The organism is Leifsonia sp. NCR5, assembly GCF_002105485.1.
Lineage (GTDB): Bacteria > Actinomycetota > Actinomycetes > Actinomycetales > Microbacteriaceae > Leifsonia.
The window spans coordinates 1-15,217 of sequence record NZ_NCSR01000009.1 but is presented as its reverse complement, the minus strand read 5'-3'; the positions used below and the strand labels follow the sequence as shown (position 1 = coordinate 15,217).

Genomic DNA, 15,217 nt, shown 5'->3' with positions numbered 1-15,217 from the left:
TTTGGGCGGAGCTTCGCAGCGGGCAGCGGGAGGCGCGGCGCGTCAGTCCTGGCGCGCCGCCTCCGCGCGCTCTGCGCGGCGGAACAGCGCGACCATGTCGCGAGCGAGCTGATGCGGAGCGGTCTCGCACGGGCTGTGCCCGGTGCTGTAGACGGCGAGGGTCGCCCCGAGGGCCTGCGCGTTGGCCGCATGCAGGTGCGTCGGCCACAGGTCGTGGTTGCCGGTGGCGACCAGTATCGGGATGCGCATGGCTGCGACCCTGCCGCGCACATCCGGAACCCGTTTCATCAGCCCCACGATGTCGTCGACGCTCGACCGGCGGGTGAGGGTAAAGCGCGAGCGCACGAACGCGAGCCGCGACGGCGGCACCTTGTTCTTGTTCGTGACGATGCCCCAGATCATCAGCCCTGCACCCTGGCGGCCGCCGAGGAACCAGCTCAGCCAGCCGATCACCCGCACGCCGCGGAACGCCTGGCCGGGCTCCGGCGGCGTCGTCAGCAGGGTGAGGCTGCGGAACAGCCCGGGATGCTCGATCAGCGCCAGCTGCGCGAGCACGCCGGCGAACGAGTATCCGAGCACGTGGGCGGGTGGCCCGGACTGCAGGAACGCGACGATGTCGGTGACCAGCAGCTCGTACGTGTAGTGGCCGCCGGGAACGGGGCCGGCATCCGCAGACTCGTACTGGCCGGCCAGGTCGAAGCTCTGCACGTGATACCCGGCGGCCACCAGGATCGGCGCCAGCAGGTAGAAGTCCTCCTTCGAGCCCGTCACGCCCGGGATGAGCACCACGCGCGGGTCGGACGGGTCGCCGAGCGACACCACGGCGAGCTCGCCGCTCGGCGCGGCGAACCTGCTGAAGACGGCTCCGACCGGCGCGATGGACCAGTCGATGTCGGGAAGACCCGCATCCAGACGCGCAGCGTCGTCGTCGCCTCCGGCGACTCCGGGCCGCCTCTGTTCGATGGACACCCTTCCACGCTAGCCGACACGCCGGACCTTTCACGGCATCCAGCGCGTTTTCGTGACCCACCACCGCGCCCGATAGCCTGGGCAGGTGAGATTCTCGCACCTCAGCTCCACCACAGATCCAACGCCGCGTCTTGCGGCCGTCATCGGCGACGGCGCCCTCTTCCTCGAGGAGGTGATGGACCCGGCCCCGCGCGATCTGCAAGACCTGATCGAGCAGGGCGACGGTGTCCTCGCACACGTCAAGGCGGTCGTCGACAACGCACTCGCACAGCACACCAGCCTCACGCCGGTCAGGGAGCTGCGGCACGCCTCGGCTGTGCTGCGGCCGCCGGCGGTCATCGCGATCGGCGCGAACTACGCCGCTCACGCCGCAGAGCTCGCGCTGCGCTCGGAGAAGGCGGCCACCATCTTCTCGCTCTGGCCGAACTCGCTCGCCGGTCACGGCGGCACGACGACCTGGCCGGGGGACCTGACGACGCAGGTCGACTACGAGGCGGAGCTCGGCGTCATCATCGGCAAGCCGGCCCGGGATGTGTCGGTGCAGGATGCGCTCGACTACGTCTGGGGATACACCGTCGTCAACGACATCACGGCCAGAGACCTGCAGTTCTCCGAGGCGCAGTGGTCGCGCTGCAAGTCGTTCGACGGGTTCACCCCGAACGGTCCCGTCGTGGTGACGGCCGACGAGATCCGCGACCCGCAGGACCTCTGGCTGACCACGAACGTCGACGGCACGATCCTGCAGGACGCGTCGACCGCCGACATGGTGCGCTCGGTCGCCGAGATCGTGTCCTACCTGTCGAAGTCGGCGACGATCCAGCCCGGCACGCTCATCTCCACCGGCAGCCCGGGCGGAGCGGGATACTCGCGCACCCCGCCGGTGTTCCTCAAGGACCACTCGACCGTGACCGTCTCGATCGGCGGGATCGGCTACCTCACCACGTACTGCCGCGTCACCTGACGCGGGCGCACGCGCGGGCGCAGACTCAGGCGATCGCGCCCGGCGCGTCGTCCGCGTGCTCGGCCTCCCAGCGGCGGCGCGCTGCGCGGCGACGCCACGGCGACTCCTCCGGCAGGTGCATCCTGAGCGTGGTGTACGCCCAGCCGAGCCGTCGGCCGAAGCCGCGCCAGGTGCTGAACGGGCGGGCGGAGATGCCGACGGTGAGGCGTTCGTCGTACCGCACCACCTGGCTGGGGTCGAGGTGGATGGCGAGGTCGAGGTCGTCGTGGATCTCTCGCATCCCGCGGTGCACGCGACCGCGCACGCTCTCCCAGACGGTGCGCCGCATGGCGAAGTTGGAGCCGAAGATCGGCGGGTGGCCGAGCCAGATCTCCATCGACCAGAAGTAGCCGCCGATGTAGAGCGTCTGCCCGAGGCCGGCGATGAGCGTGTTGCCGTCGTAGAAGATGCCTGGGCCGGTGAGCACGCCGATGTCCGGGTCGTCGACGAACTCCGCCTCGATGTGCAGCAGCCAGTCGACCGGGGGACGGGAGTCGGCGTCCAGCCGGGCGATGATGTCTGTCGACGCCGCGTCGTAGCCGGTGGATGCGGCAGGCCAGATCCCGCGCTGCGACTGCCCGATCACGGTGGCGCCCTTCGAGCGGGCCACGGCGGCGGTGTCGTCCGTGCTGCCGTTGTCGACGACGATGATCTCGTCGGCGGGCCGGAGCTGGGCCGCGAGGTCGTCCAGGCAGCGCGCGAGCATCTCGGAGTCGTTCAGGGCAGGGATCACGACGGCGATGGTTGGCACCTGCGAGATCCCCTCCTCCCTCAGCGCATGTCAGTCGAATGCATGCACGTCGAATGCATGTAAGTCCTCAGAGAGCCTACGCCTGCGCGGACCTCCACAGATGCATTCCGGCGTAGCTGCGCCACGGCGCCCAGCGAGCGCCGTACACGGCGAGCGCTTTCGCGTCGTCCGGCAGGCCGAGCTTGGCCGCCCCCTGGCGGATGGCGAGGTCGCTGGTGAGCAGGATGTCCGGGCTGCCGAGCACGCGCATCGCGATGTAGCCGGCGGTCCACGGGCCGATGCCGGGGAGGGCGGTGAGCCGTGCCTCCAGCTCCTCGCGCGACTCGCCGACGTCGATCACGAGCTCGCCGGAGGCGATGGCCGCTGCCGTGTTCACGATGGTGTCGATGCGTCTCGCCGGACCGCGCAGCACCTGCCTGCCGTGCTCGGCGATGTCGGCGGCGGTGGGGAAGAGGCGCGTGAACCCGCCGAGGTCGAGCGGGCGGCCGAGCGCGTCGGTGAGCCGGGTGAGCGCCGTGCGCGCGGCAGGGACGGAGATCTGCTGGCCGATGAGAGCGCGGAAGACGATCTCCTCCGCGTCGACGGCGCCAGGCACCCGGCGCCCTGGCGCGGCGGAGACACTGGCCGCGAGGGCGGGGTCGGCGGAGAGGGCGGCGTCGATGGCGGCGGCGTCGGCATCCAGGTCGAGCAGGCGGCGCACGCGGGCGACGAGCGGCGCGAGGTCGGCCACATCGGCGAGGGTCGCGTCGCACTCCACGTGCGGTGCCGTCGGCGTACCGCCGAGGGTCAGCCGGACGACGGCAGGGCCGTGGGGGAGGGCGAGCGCGCGGCTGTACGAATCCGCGTCTCCGCTCTCGACGCCCGCCATCGACCTGGCGCCCAGGAAGCCGAGCAGGGCTGCGCCGTCGAACGGCGCGCGGGCGGGGAGCCGGAGGCTCAGGGTGGCGGCCCCGGATGCGGCGGGCTCTCCGCCATCCTTCACGTCCGTGGATGCTGCCCGTGCGCCCGCCCGCCCCTTCGCGGAGGCCCGGATCGCGCCGGGCGTCGTGCGGTAGATGTCGGCCATCGTCTCGTTGAACTGGCGCACGCTGGTGAATCCCGCCGCGAACGCCACGTCCGTGATCGACAGGTCGGTGCCCGCGAGGAGGAGCCGGGCGGTCTGCGCCCTGTGCGCCCTGGCGAGTGCGAGCGGTCCGGCGCCGAGCTCCGAGGCGAGCACCCGCCCGAGGTGGCGCGGCGTGTATCCGAGGCGCCGGGCGAGTCCCGGCACGCCCTCGCGCTCGACCGTCCCGTCCGCGATGAGGCGCATGGCCCGGGCGGCGAGGTCGTCGCGGGTATTCCACTCCGGGGAGCCGGGCACCGCATCCGGGAGGCAGCGCTTGCAGGCGCGGAGCCCTGCCTCGTGCGCCGCGGCCGCCGTGAGGTAGAAGGTGACGTTGCCCGGCTTCGGCGAGACCGCCGGGCAGCTCGGGCGGCAGTAGATGCCAGTGGAGTGCACGCCGGTGATGAACTGCCCGTCGAACCGTGTGTCCCTGGCGCTCATCGCACGGTAGCGCTCGGCGAAGACCGGGTCGGCGAGCTTGTCTGTTTCGCGGTTCATGCCCCCAGCCTCGCACTCGCCACCGACGTTCGGTAGCGGAAAACGGACATTACCCGCGTTGAATATGCTGAATCGCATGGATGTTCTGGAGTGGTTGTCCGCAGCACTCGGTGACGACGCCATCGCGGCCGGCGTGCTCAGCACCGATCGGGAGGCGCTCGACGCCGCCCGCACGGATCGCTCCGGCTGGATCGCGGACGGAAGCCCGCTCGCCGTCGTCAACGCCACGGCCGTCGAGCACGTGCAGGCGACCATGCGCGCCGCCAGCGAGTTCCGCATCCCGGTCGTCCCCCGCGGAGCGGGCACCGGCCTGGCCGGGGGCGCGAACGGCACGGACGGCGCGATCGTGCTCAGCGTGGCCGGCATGAACCGCATCCTGGAGATCTCCGCCGACGACGAGCTCGCCGTCATCGAGCCGGGCGTCATCAACGCCGACCTCAACGACGCTCTGGAACCGTACGGCCTGTTCTTCGCTCCCGACCCGGCGAGCAAGGCCATCTCCACGGTCGGCGGCAACATCGCCACCAACGCCGGCGGCCTGCTCTGCGCCAAGTACGGCGTCACCCGCGAGGCCGTCCTCGCCCTCGACGTCGTGCTCGCGGACGGACGCCTCGTCTCCACCGGTCACCGCACGGTGAAGGGCGTGACCGGCTACGACATCACCGCGCTGTTCGTCGGGTCGGAGGGCACGCTGGGCGTGATCGTCGGCGCCACGGTGCGCGCCATCCCGATCCCCGCCGGGGAGCCGACCACCATCGGAGCGCTGTTCCCGGATGTGCGGTCGGCGGCGGCAGCGTCCGCGCGCGTGACAGCATCCAGACTCCGCCCCGCCGTGATGGAACTGCTCGACGCCGCGTCCCTCGACCGCATCTCCGCCCACCTTGGCGCGGACACCATCGCCTCGGCGTTCGGCACGACGGGAGGCGGCAGCTACCTCCTCGTTCAGTTCGACGGCCCGAGCGCTGCGGCGGACGCCGCCTCCGCCGCCGAGCTGATCGGGGCGGAGGGAGGCGCCGTGCGCGTCTCCGCCGACGCGGACGACGGCGAACGCCTGCTGGCGATCCGCCGCGCCTTCCACCCCGCGCTCGCCGCCACCGGAGAGGTGCTGATCGAGGACGTCTCCGTCCCTCGCTCCCGGATGCCGGAGATGTTCGCCGCGATCGAGCGCATCTCCGAGAAGTACGGGGTGCCCATCCCGACCGTCGCGCACGCGGGCGACGGCAACCTGCACCCCAACTTCGTCTACTCCGGCGCCGAGGTGCCTCCGGTGGTGTGGGATGCGGCGAACGAGCTGTTCCGCACGGCGATGGACCTGGGCGGAACGCTCACCGGCGAGCACGGCGTCGGTGTGCTGAAGCGACGCTGGCTCGCCGATGAGCTCGGCCCCGACTCCTACGACCTGCAGGTGAAGCTCAAGTCGGTCTTCGACCCGCTCGGCATCCTCAACCCTGGCAAGGTCTTCGGCTGATCCGCTGCTGCCGGCCCGGGTGGATGCGCGTCAGCGCACCGCCTGCGGCAGCAGCACCTCCACGTCCGCGTACGCGTGCTCCTCGGTGCGCGACGGCAGGTCGAACACCCGCCCGGCCTCCGTGGCGGCGTCGAACGGCGCCCAGCCGGGGTCGCCGCCGACGATGAACGACACCGCGGCGCCGTGCACGTCGTCGGCGAGCGACTGCGGAGGGTTCGGTCCGGCGATGTTCTGCACCCGCTCCGCGTCCAGGCAGTCGAAGAAGAACGGCACGTCGAGGCAGTGGCAGGCGCCGCCCATCGTCGGGGACGGCCAGGAGAACCGGTAGAGCCAGGTCGGTGCGGCGGCGGCGGCGCGCTCCCTGGCGATGGTGAGCGCCGTGGTGCGGAACAGGCGGTCGGTGATGTACTGGCCGAGGATGTCGGCGGTGTCGCGCCCGTCGTGCGCTGCGGCGTACGCGGCCGCGGTGTCGTCCGCCAGCCCGAACCGGGTGAGGACCGCGGCCGCGGGGACGGCGGCCAGCGCATCCCGGTGGGCGGTCAGCGCCATGTTGAACTCGTTGTCCGTCGCCCCGAGCACCAGCTCCTTCTCCGCACCGACGCCGGAGCGCAGGGCGTCCACGACGGCCTGCGGCAGGAGGTCGCCGTCGACGACGGGACCCCAGACCAGGCCGCCGGCGGCGAGCTGGACGAGACCGGCCAGCGCGTCGTCCTCGCCGTCCTCGTCGCGCGGCGCCGGCGCGGGTGAGGCGACCTGCGCCTGCAGCGCGAGGATGGTCGCCTCGTCGAGCGCGGACAGTCCCGCTCGGGTGGGCTGCACGCCGGCGAGCTCGGCCAGCCTGCGCCCGAAGACCTCCGCGTCTGCGACGGGCAGGTCGCTGGTCGCGCCGGAGACGCTGATCACACGCTGGAACAGCGCGGCCGCCCGCGGCACGGCCAGCAACGACAGCACCGCTCCGCCTCCCGCCGACTGCCCGGCGATGGTCACCCGCGCCGGGTCGCCGCCGAACGCTCCGATGTTGTCCCGCACCCACTCGAGCGCCAGCAGCCAGTCCAGGACGCCCCGGTTCTGCGGAGCGTCCTCGATCCAGCCGAACCCGTCGAAGCCGAGCCGGTACGAGACGGACACGGTCACCACGCCGTCCCTGGCGAAGGCGGCGCCGTCGTACCAGGGGCTCGCGGGGGAGCCGGCGACGAACCCGCCGCCGTGGATGTAGACCAGCACGGGCAGCGCGGAGTCGCTGCGCGGCGCGGGCGTGAAGACGTTGACGTTGAGGGTCGAGTCGCCGGGGATCGACGGCTCGGGGATCAGCGTGATCTCGGACAGCGCGGCACGCTGCGGGGTCGCCCCGTACGCGGTGGCGTCGAGCACCCCCTCCCACGCCGCGTGCGGGACGGGAGCGGCGAATCGGCGCTCGCCGGTCGGAGCCTCGGCGAACGGGATGCCGAGGAACGCGGCGGAGCCATCGCGCCAGACCCCGCGGACCCGGCCGGCGGTCGTGTCCACCTCGGGGGCGGTGGTCGGTGACGTCATCTGGATGATCCTCTCTCAACGGCGCTCGCTCCCGAACGTCAAAAACCGTGTGTTGCTTGGTAATGAGTATCGGTGACACGGTCGTTTAGTTCAAGAGTCGAATTAACTCAGGCGGACGACGAGGGCGCCGAGAACGGCTAGCGCGACGCGAGGCTCAGCGGGTCGGCGATGGCCGCATCCCGGGCCTGGTGCAGGGCGCCGAGCAGCGCGGCGTCCGCGCCGAGGCGGCCGGCGACGATCGGGGGAGCGAGCGCGAGCTGTTCGGCGGCGCCGATCCGCAGGCGGGGAGCGGCGGCCGCGGCGATCCGCGGCGCGAGCTCCGCCCAGTATCCGCCGAGCACGATCACGGACGGATCGAGCGCCATCCGGAGCAGTGCGATGGTCCTGGCGATCCACACCGCTGCCGCGTCGAACGCTGCCGTCGCCGCCGCGTCTCCCGCCTGCACCCGCTCGACCAGTTCGGCCAGCGCCGCTGTGAGGCCGTCCCGGTCGCGCAGCTCGGCCAGTCCCGCCGCGGCGAGCACGACGTCCGGCCCTGCGACGGTCACGAAGCAGCCGCGCTGGCCGCAGGCGCAGGGGAGTCCGTCGTGGTCGACGGGCAGGTGCCCGATCGCGCTCGCGAGCCCGTGCGCGCCCGCGATGAAGGCGCCGTCGGCGAGGTACGCGCCGCCGATGCCGCTGTTGCTCTTCAGGTACAGCACGAACCGTTCGCCCGGAAGGCGCTGCGCCTCGGCCAGGGCGGCGGGCTCGTCGGAGGTGAGGATCGTGTCGGCCGGGAGGCGCGGCTCCCGGGCGCCGAGCATCCCGAGCACGTCCACCTGCCCCCAGTCGAGGTCGGTGTCCGCGAGCACGATCCTCGGCTCGCCGCCCACCGGCGCGAGCATCACGACGGTGAACCCGACCGGGATGCGGCCGAGGCGTTCGAGCGCGTCGAGCCCGGCGCCGAGGGTGTGCGCAGCGACGTCGAGCACGGCGTCAGGGTCGCCCATCGGCCTGCCGTGGTGCTCGGCGACGCGCACCAGCTCCTCCCCGGCGAGATCGTGGGCGAGGAAGATGGCCTGATCGGCGTCGAGCTGCATGGCCGCGAACGCGATGCGGTCCGCCGCCAGGGCGAGCATGGTCTTCGGCCGCCCGTTCCCCGACCCGACCACCGCGGACTCGCGCACCAGCCCTGCCGAGCTCAAGACGTCGACCAGGGCCGTGACCGTGCCGCGGGAGAGTCCTGTCGCCGCCGCGAGCTCGCTGCGGGCGCTCGGCCCGTCGACCAGCAGGCGCATCAGCAGCGCCAGGTTGTGGATGCGGACGTCGGCGCTGTCCCGTCCGGCTGCAGAACTCATAGCGCCAGAATCCCACACGGCGAACGAACGGAGGTGGAGCATCCCGGCCGACGGTGATCCCAGCCCGTTAAAGACTCGACGCCCGGTGGTGCGGCGATGCCTGCGACTCTCCCGGGCGACGAGTTGATCTTGTGATCTACGTCAAGGGTGCTCCGCATCCGGGGCGAGCGCAAGAGCGGATTTCGGACATGCGCTCTCAGAGAACGCGCTTTGACGCGGGCCCGCGGAGCCAGTTGGATGGATGCATGGCAGAAAACACCAACCAGAAGCCCGAAGTCGACGCCCCCGACGGCCCGGCTCCCGAGACCCTCGAGATCGTCGACATCGTCGAGGGCACCGGTCCAGAGGCGACCGCAGGTTCCAAGGTGGACGTGCACTACCTCGGCGTCGAGTACGAGACCGGCGAGGAGTTCGACTCCTCCTGGAGCCGTGGGCAGTCCATCAACTTCCCGCTCAACAACCTCATCAAGGGCTGGCAGGACGGCATCCCCGGCATGAAGGTCGGCGGTCGCCGCAAGCTGACCGTCCCGCCCGCGCAGGCGTACGGCCCGGCCAGTGGAGGTCACCCGCTCTCCGGCAAGACCCTGATCTTCGTGATCGACCTGCTCGGCGTCTCCTAGATCGTCACGATCTCCCAGACACGCGCACGAGGAAAGGCGCGGTGCGGCTCGAGGCCGCACCGCGCCTTTTCGCGCGTGACGTACTCCGCGCCGGTCAGAGCGCCGGCGGGTGCATCAGCGTCGGGATGGCGATCCGGTTCCAGACGTTGATCGTCGCGATGGCGAGCAGCAGGTTGGCGAGGCCCTCCTCGCCGAATTCGGCGAGCGCGCGCCCGTAGAGGTCGTCGGACACGCCGCCCTGGATGAGAGTGACCTCCTCGGTCAGTTCGAGCGCCACCCGCTCCCGCTCGCTGAACCACTCCGACTCCCGCCAGGTGATCACCGAGAACACTTTGCGCAGCGGGTAGCCGCTTGCCTGCAGGTCGACGGAGTGCATGTCGACGCAGAACGTGCATCCATTGATCTGGGATGCGCGGAGTTTGATGAGGTCGCCGAGCGGTTCCTCGACGTGCTGGGCCACATAGCCGTCGAGGTTGATGACCTTGCGGTAGCCGTCGGGGACGATGGAGGAGATGTCGATTCGTTCTGTCATGCGGCCAGCCTAGAAACGTCATTGGCCGCGGGTAAGCTCCAATTCACCACATTCCGATCAGGCCAATCGCAGGAGGTCCCTGTGGACGTGCACGTGCAGATCGACGGCAGGGGCGACCGCGCCGACCGCATCTACCGGCAGCTGCGCGACGCCGTCCTGGATGGGCGGCTGCGGCACGGCGAGCGCCTCCCGGCCACCAGGGAGCTGGCGGACCGGCTGTCCGTCTCGCGCTCCACCGTCGCGACCGCGTACGAACGTCTCACCGCCGAGGGCTACCTGGCGTCGCGGGTGGGGTCCGGCACCTTCGTGTCCGCGCCGACGGCCGCGCCGAGCCCGTCGGCGGCGCGCGGGGAGCGCACGGCGGCGCGTCCTGTGCAGCGCTGGGCGGACATCCACGATCCGCTGTGGACGGAGTCGCTGCCGATCGCGTACGACTTCAGTGTCGGGACGCCGGACCCCGCGCTCTTCCCCGCCGAGTCGTGGCGCCGGTTCGTCGCGGCCGAGCTGCGCGGCGGCATCCTGCGCTCCGGTCACTACCGCGATCCGGCTGGACTGCAGCGGCTGCGGGATGCGCTGGCCAGGCACCTCGGCGTCGCCCGGTCGGTGGATGCGCTGGCCGACGACATCCTGATCACGAGCGGAGCGCAACAGGCGTTCGACCTGATCGGGAGGGTGCTGCTCGACCCCGGCGACGTCGTCGCGGTCGAAGACCCCGGATACCCGCCGGTGCGGCAGTTGTTCGAGACGATGGGCGCGTGCGTCGTTCCCGTTCCGGTCGATGAGCACGGCATCCGGGTGGATGCGCTGCCCGACGGGGCGAAGCTGGTCTACGTGACGCCGTCGCACCAGTTCCCGCTCGGCGGCGTTCTCTCGTTCGAGCGGCGCACCCAGCTGCTCGCCTGGGCGAGCGCGAACGACGCGGTGATCGTGGAGGACGACTACGACAGCGAGTACCGATACGCCGACCGCCCGCTCGATCCGCTGCAGCGCCTCGACACCGAGGGCCGCGTCGTCTACGTCGGCACGTTCTCGAAGACCATGCTGCCCGCGCTCCGGCTCGGCTTCCTGGTGGCGCCGCCGTCGCTGATGCCGGCACTGCGCAGCGCGAAACGCCTCACCGACTGGCACAACGACCACGTCACCCAGGCGGCGATGGCCCGGTTCATCGACTCCGGCGGCTTCGCCAGGCACGTCAGACAGGCCACGAAACAGTACGGGATGCGGCAGCGCCAGATCCTGGAGCAGGCGGAGGCCATGCTCGGCGACGTGCTGCAGGCGGTGCCGTCGGTCGCCGGGCTGCACGTCTGCCTGCTCCCGAGGGACGGGGCCGTGTTCGACTCGGACCGGGCGGCGGCCGAGGCTGCGGCATCCGGGGTGTCCGTGCAGTCGATCGCCCGCTTCGGCTTCGGCGAGACCCCGGCCTCCGGCCTCATGCTCGGCTTCGGCGCCATCGCGCCCGCCGACGTGCCGGACGGCCTCCGCGTGCTCGCCCGTGCCGTCGCGCGCTCGCACCGCGGCGGAGACGCGCAGCCGGGGCCGCGCGTCTCCGCGACGGGACGCGACTAGATCGCCGACCAGCCTCCGTCGGAGGCGAGGATGACGCCGCTGACGTTGGAGGAGTCGTCGCTGAGCAGCCAGGTGATGGATGCGGCGAGCTGCTCCGGCTGGGCAACCGGCGGCACCATCGTCTGCATCAGCGGGCCGAGGCGCTGGCCTGCCCACTCGGAGCGGAACGGCGCCTCGATGTTGGTGGCGACCGGTCCGGGGGCGACGGCGTTGGTGCGGATCCCCTTGGGGGCGTAGAACACCGAGGTGGACTTCGTGTATCCGACCACGGCGTGCTTCGAGGTCGTGTACGCGACGCCGGCGGCCGAACCGCGGAGGCCGGCCTCGGAGGTGACGTTGACGATGGAGCCGGCGCCGGCCTCGAGCATCACCGGAAGCACCGCGCGGGTGAGCCGCATGATCGCGGTGATGTTGATGTTCATCACGCGGTCCCAGGTGGCGTCGTCGATCTCGGCGGCCGGCTGGAAGCCGTCCATGATGCCGGCGACGTTGGCGAGCGCATCCACGCGTCCGCCCGCAGCGTCGAGGATGGCGGCGATGGTCTCCTCGCTGGACACGTCTCCTGCGACGGTCACCAGGTCGAGGTCCGGGTGCTCGGCGGTGAGCGCCTCGAGACGGTCGGGGGCGATGTCGCTGGCGATCACGCGTCCGCCTTCCGCCGCGATGCGGAGCGCCGTCGCCCGGCCGATGCCCGAACCGGCGCCCGTGACGATGGCGGTCTTGCCGGCGAAGCGAGCGGAATCTGTTGTGCTCATTCCTGAATCTCCTGAGTCGTGTGTGGCGCTCGATCTGGGCGTCGATGTATTTATAGCACTCGGTGCCATAATGGAGATGTGAATTCGCCAGCAGCCGAACAGGAGCAGCAGCCCGCCGCGCGCCGCCGCGGCCGTCCCGTGGACGTGGACCCGGACGAGGTCGCCCTGCTCGCCCTCCGGCACTTCGCCGAGCACGGCTACGAGGCGACCACGATGGACGACATCGCGCGCGTCGCCGGCATTGGGCGCCGCACGCTGTTCCGCTACTTCCCGAGCAAGCCCGCCCTGGTCTGGGGCGGCATGGAGCCCGTGGTCGCGCGCACGGCCGCCGAGCTCGACGCTGCACCGGACGACGAACCGATCGCGTCCGTGCTGCACCGCGCCATCGCGCGCGCTCTCGACCTCCCGCCGGACCGCGTCGAGGCCACCCGGCGGCGCCTGCTGCTCATCGGCTCCGACGACGCCCTCATCGGTTTCGGCCTCAGCCGTCTGGCCGCCAACCGGGATGTGCTCGCCGCGTTCATCGCGCGCCGCACGGGAACGGCGCCGGACGGCCTGCATGCGAAGGTGCGCGCCGACGCCCTCTCTGCCGCTTCGTTCTCCGCGCTCACCTGGTGGGCGGCGAACAGCGACGACGATCCGGCCACCGTCGTCGCCGCCGCTCTGGATGCGCTGAGCGCCTGAAGCGTCCCGGCTAGCCGTTCGGCAGGATCACCGCGCGCCCGCGGATCTTGCCCTCGTGCAGTCGCTCGTACGCCTTCGGCGCCTCGTCGAGCGAATACGTCTCGATCTCCACCTCGATGGAGCCGGCGCGGGCCAGGTCGAGCACCTCGATCAGTTCGGAACGGGAGCCCCAGTACGGCGTGCGCACCGCGACGTCGTATGCGATGCGGCCGAAGCCGACGGCGAGCGCCCCGCCGCCGATCCCGACGATGGTCACGTCGCCTTCCGTCGCCGCCATCGCACCCGCGAGGTCGACCGTCGGCTGCACGCCGACGAAGTCGAAGACCGCGTTCGCACCCCGGCCGCCGGTCAGGTCGCGGACGGCGGAGACCGCATCCTGGTTCGACAGCATCGTGTGGTGGGCGCCGACGGCCTTCGCCAGGTCGAGCTTCTCCTGGTTGACGTCGAGCGCGATCACCGTCGCCCCGGAGAGCGCGCGGAGGATCTGGATGCCGACGTGGCCGAGGCCGCCGGTGCCGATCACGACGGCCGTGGTGCCCGCGCCGAGTTTCGGCAGCGAGTTCTTGATCGCGTGATACGGGGTGAGGCCCGCGTCGGTGAGCGAGACGTTCTCGACCGGGTCGAGCCCATCGAGCGGGACGAGATGGCGTGCGTTGTCGACGACCATGTACTCCGCCATCGAGCCCGGCGACCCGAGTCCGGGCGGCATGATGCCCTCCGCTTGGGCGTTGAGGCAGTAGTTCTCCTTGCCCTGCGCGCACATCAGGCAGCGGCCGCAGCCCCACGGGCCGTAGACGGCGACTGCGTCGCCGGGCTTCACGCCGGAGACCCCGTCGCCGACCGCCTCCACGATGCCTGCGCCCTCGTGGCCGAGGGTGAGCGGGAGTCCGTAGACGTACTGGTCGGCTGGAAGTCCCATGATGAACTCGTCGGAGTGGCAGACCCCGGCGGCGGTGACCTTCAGGAGCACCTGGCCGGGGCCGATGTCCGGATCGGCGATCTCGACGACCTCTGGACGGGAACCGATTTCGCGATATTGGAGTGCCTTCATACCGCGCACGATACTCCCTGCGGCTATCGCAGGGCCCGGCCGTCGCGCGTACGATACCGGCCATGCCGATCATCGACAGCTTCCCGCAGGGCACCCCGATCTGGGTCGATCTGCAGAGCACGGACCAGGCAGGGGCGGCCGCCTTCTACCGCCGGATGTTCGGCTGGGACGTGACGCCGGCGAGCGCCGAGACCGGCGGATACTCCGTCGCCACGCTGCGCGGCGTGCCCGTCACCGCCATCGGCCCGCTGCCGGCGAGCTTCCCGGAGGGGAGCACCTCGGTCTGGACCACGTACTTCCTCGTCGACGACATCGCCGCATCCACCGCAGCCGCCACCGCGACGGGCGGTGCGGTGCTGCTGCCGCCCGGTGAGCTGGTGCCCGGACTGCAGCTCGCCGTGGTCGCCGACCCGGCAGGAGCGGTCTTCGGGCTCTGGCAGAAGGAGAGCGGCGCCGGGGACTCCCCCTGGCTGCGCGAGGAGCCGGGAGCCGTGGACTGGCTGGAGCTGGTCGAGAACGGCTGCGAGGCGTCGTACCCGTTCTACGAGTCGGTGCTCGGCGTCGGCGTGAGCCAGCTGGAGCTGGGAGACGGCCTGTACACGCTGTTCGACGTGGGGGAGGCGAGCGTCGCGGGAGCCTACGAGCCGGGAGGGGACGTGCCTCCGCACTGGCTGGTGTACTTCGCGGTGGCCGACCTGGATGCGGCGACCGTGCGCCTGACCGAGCTCGGCGGCGCGGTGCGCGGCGAGCGTGCGTCCGCGCCGGGCGTCGGCCGCTGGGTCGGCGCCGTCGACCCGTTCGGCGGCGCGTTCGCGCTGCTCGAACCGGAGCCGGAGGCCGCGTGAGCGCGGAGGGGGAGTGGCCTCTCGTCTGGTAAGCTTTCCAGGTTGCCGTCTAACGGCCGCGGATAAAGAGAGCCCAGGCATTCGGCCATCGGGCACCGCGCAACGAGAGAAAGGGGATCACCTCTATGGCACTTGATGCAGACGTCAAGAAGGCGATCATCGAAGAGTACGCGACCCACCCCGGTGACACCGGATCCCCCGAGGTTCAGGTTGCAATCCTGACCAAGCGGATCAAGGACCTCACCGAGCACCTCAAGGAGCACAAGCACGACCACCACTCGCGTCGTGGCCTGCTCCTCTTGGTCGGTCAGCGTCGCCGCCTGCTCGGCTACCTGTCGGACATCGACATCGCCCGCTACCGCTCGCTGATCGAGCGTCTCGGACTCCGTCGATAGCTCAGGAGCCGCCCGTGGCAGCTTCTCGCTGACACCGCGAACTTCTTGCGAACGGGCCGTCACCCTCCGGGGTGGCGGCCCGTTTCGTCGTTCCGCCCCCGCGCAGCACCC

At 71.3% G+C, this 15,217-nt stretch carries 15 protein-coding genes; 7 read left to right on the top strand and 8 right to left on the bottom strand.

Translation table 11 applies throughout. The features are described from left to right. Positions 1–42: 42 nt before the first annotated feature. Entirely contained in the window at positions 43–969 is a 927-nt protein-coding gene (locus B7438_RS09265) for an alpha/beta fold hydrolase (RefSeq protein WP_085369270.1), read from the bottom strand. Between the two features lie 85 nt (positions 970–1,054). Here B7438_RS09265 and B7438_RS09260 point away from each other — a divergent pair, with 85 nt between their 5' ends. After that, entirely contained in the window at positions 1,055–1,930 is an 876-nt protein-coding gene (locus B7438_RS09260) for a fumarylacetoacetate hydrolase family protein (RefSeq protein ID WP_085369269.1), read from the top strand. A gap of 25 nt (positions 1,931–1,955) precedes the next feature. On the opposite strand, the gene B7438_RS09255 is transcribed toward B7438_RS09260, so the two are convergent. Together B7438_RS09255 and B7438_RS09250 are read right to left on the bottom strand one after the other, a co-directional pair. Continuing rightward, entirely contained in the window at positions 1,956–2,720 is a 765-nt protein-coding gene (locus B7438_RS09255) for a glycosyltransferase family 2 protein (protein WP_085369268.1), read from the bottom strand. Between the two features lie 76 nt (positions 2,721–2,796). Continuing rightward, the gene (locus B7438_RS09250; RefSeq protein ID WP_179150772.1) at positions 2,797–4,320 is read right to left on the bottom strand and encodes an AlkA N-terminal domain-containing protein; all 1,524 of its coding nucleotides are present in this window, start codon (positions 4,318–4,320) and stop codon (positions 2,797–2,799) included. A gap of 76 nt (positions 4,321–4,396) precedes the next feature. Between B7438_RS09250 and B7438_RS09245 the strand changes: the two genes are divergently transcribed. Continuing rightward, entirely contained in the window at positions 4,397–5,788 is a 1,392-nt protein-coding gene (locus B7438_RS09245) for an FAD-binding oxidoreductase (protein ID WP_085369266.1), read from the top strand. A 30-nt stretch (positions 5,789–5,818) separates the two neighbouring features. On the opposite strand, the gene B7438_RS09240 is transcribed toward B7438_RS09245, so the two are convergent. After that, entirely contained in the window at positions 5,819–7,321 is a 1,503-nt protein-coding gene (locus B7438_RS09240) for a carboxylesterase/lipase family protein (RefSeq protein WP_085369265.1), read from the bottom strand. 137 nt (positions 7,322–7,458) lie between these two features. Continuing rightward, the gene (locus B7438_RS09235; protein WP_179150771.1) at positions 7,459–8,658 is read right to left on the bottom strand and encodes an ROK family transcriptional regulator; all 1,200 of its coding nucleotides are present in this window, start codon (positions 8,656–8,658) and stop codon (positions 7,459–7,461) included. Positions 8,659–8,903: 245 nt separating this feature from the next. On the opposite strand from B7438_RS09235, the gene B7438_RS09230 reads away from it, so the two are divergent. After that, complete coding sequence (locus B7438_RS09230; protein ID WP_085369263.1) at positions 8,904–9,278, top strand: FKBP-type peptidyl-prolyl cis-trans isomerase; 375 nt, start codon at positions 8,904–8,906, stop codon at positions 9,276–9,278. 94 nt (positions 9,279–9,372) lie between these two features. Here the strand turns inward: B7438_RS09230 and B7438_RS09225 are convergent, their stop codons facing one another. Next, on the bottom strand, positions 9,373–9,810 hold the full coding sequence (locus B7438_RS09225; protein WP_085369262.1) for a carboxymuconolactone decarboxylase family protein: 438 nt from the start codon (positions 9,808–9,810) through the stop codon (positions 9,373–9,375). Between the two features lie 81 nt (positions 9,811–9,891). Between B7438_RS09225 and B7438_RS09220 the strand changes: the two genes are divergently transcribed. Then, positions 9,892–11,376, top strand: a complete 1,485-nt coding sequence (locus B7438_RS09220) for a PLP-dependent aminotransferase family protein (protein ID WP_085369261.1) — start codon at positions 9,892–9,894, stop codon at positions 11,374–11,376. Here the strand turns inward: B7438_RS09220 and B7438_RS09215 are convergent. Beyond that, the gene (locus B7438_RS09215) at positions 11,373–12,131 is read right to left on the bottom strand and encodes an SDR family NAD(P)-dependent oxidoreductase (protein WP_085369260.1); all 759 of its coding nucleotides are present in this window, start codon (positions 12,129–12,131) and stop codon (positions 11,373–11,375) included. The genes B7438_RS09220 and B7438_RS09215 overlap by 4 nt on opposite strands. A 78-nt stretch (positions 12,132–12,209) precedes the next feature. Here B7438_RS09215 and B7438_RS09210 point away from each other — a divergent pair, with 78 nt between their 5' ends. Further along, on the top strand, positions 12,210–12,815 hold the full coding sequence (locus tag B7438_RS09210) for a TetR family transcriptional regulator (protein WP_085369259.1): 606 nt from the start codon (positions 12,210–12,212) through the stop codon (positions 12,813–12,815). Positions 12,816–12,825: 10 nt separating this feature from the next. Here B7438_RS09210 and B7438_RS09205 read toward each other — a convergent pair whose 3' ends face one another. Then, complete coding sequence (locus B7438_RS09205; protein ID WP_085369258.1) at positions 12,826–13,866, bottom strand: NAD(P)-dependent alcohol dehydrogenase; 1,041 nt, start codon at positions 13,864–13,866, stop codon at positions 12,826–12,828. 62 nt (positions 13,867–13,928) lie between these two features. On the opposite strand from B7438_RS09205, the gene B7438_RS09200 reads away from it, so the two are divergent. Further along, a complete protein-coding gene (locus B7438_RS09200) occupies positions 13,929–14,711 on the top strand; it encodes a VOC family protein (RefSeq protein WP_085369257.1) in 783 nt (260 codons plus the stop codon). Between the two features lie 125 nt (positions 14,712–14,836). Next, the gene (gene rpsO / locus B7438_RS09195; RefSeq protein ID WP_055892416.1) at positions 14,837–15,106 is read left to right on the top strand and encodes a 30S ribosomal protein S15; all 270 of its coding nucleotides are present in this window, start codon (positions 14,837–14,839) and stop codon (positions 15,104–15,106) included. Positions 15,107–15,217 lie beyond the last annotated feature (111 nt).

Bases quoted from the DNA above. Each gene is read 5' to 3' on its own strand.
- B7438_RS09200 (WP_085369257.1), top strand. From the start codon at position 13,929: ATGCCGATCATCGACAGCTTCCCGCAGGGCACCCCGATCTGGGTCGAT.
- B7438_RS09230 (WP_085369263.1), top strand. From the start codon at position 8,904: ATGGCAGAAAACACCAACCAGAAGCCCGAAGTCGACGCCCCCGACGGC.
- B7438_RS09205 (WP_085369258.1), bottom strand. From the start codon at position 13,866: ATGAAGGCACTCCAATATCGCGAAATCGGTTCCCGTCCAGAGGTCGTC.
- B7438_RS09235 (WP_179150771.1), bottom strand. From the start codon at position 8,658: ATGAGTTCTGCAGCCGGACGGGACAGCGCCGACGTCCGCATCCACAAC.
- rpsO (WP_055892416.1), top strand. From the start codon at position 14,837: ATGGCACTTGATGCAGACGTCAAGAAGGCGATCATCGAAGAGTACGCG.
- B7438_RS09215 (WP_085369260.1), bottom strand. From the start codon at position 12,131: ATGAGCACAACAGATTCCGCTCGCTTCGCCGGCAAGACCGCCATCGTC.
- B7438_RS09240 (WP_085369265.1), bottom strand. From the start codon at position 7,321: ATGACGTCACCGACCACCGCCCCCGAGGTGGACACGACCGCCGGCCGG.
- B7438_RS09250 (WP_179150772.1), bottom strand. From the start codon at position 4,320: ATGAACCGCGAAACAGACAAGCTCGCCGACCCGGTCTTCGCCGAGCGC.
- B7438_RS09245 (WP_085369266.1), top strand. From the start codon at position 4,397: ATGGATGTTCTGGAGTGGTTGTCCGCAGCACTCGGTGACGACGCCATC.
- B7438_RS09225 (WP_085369262.1), bottom strand. From the start codon at position 9,810: ATGACAGAACGAATCGACATCTCCTCCATCGTCCCCGACGGCTACCGC.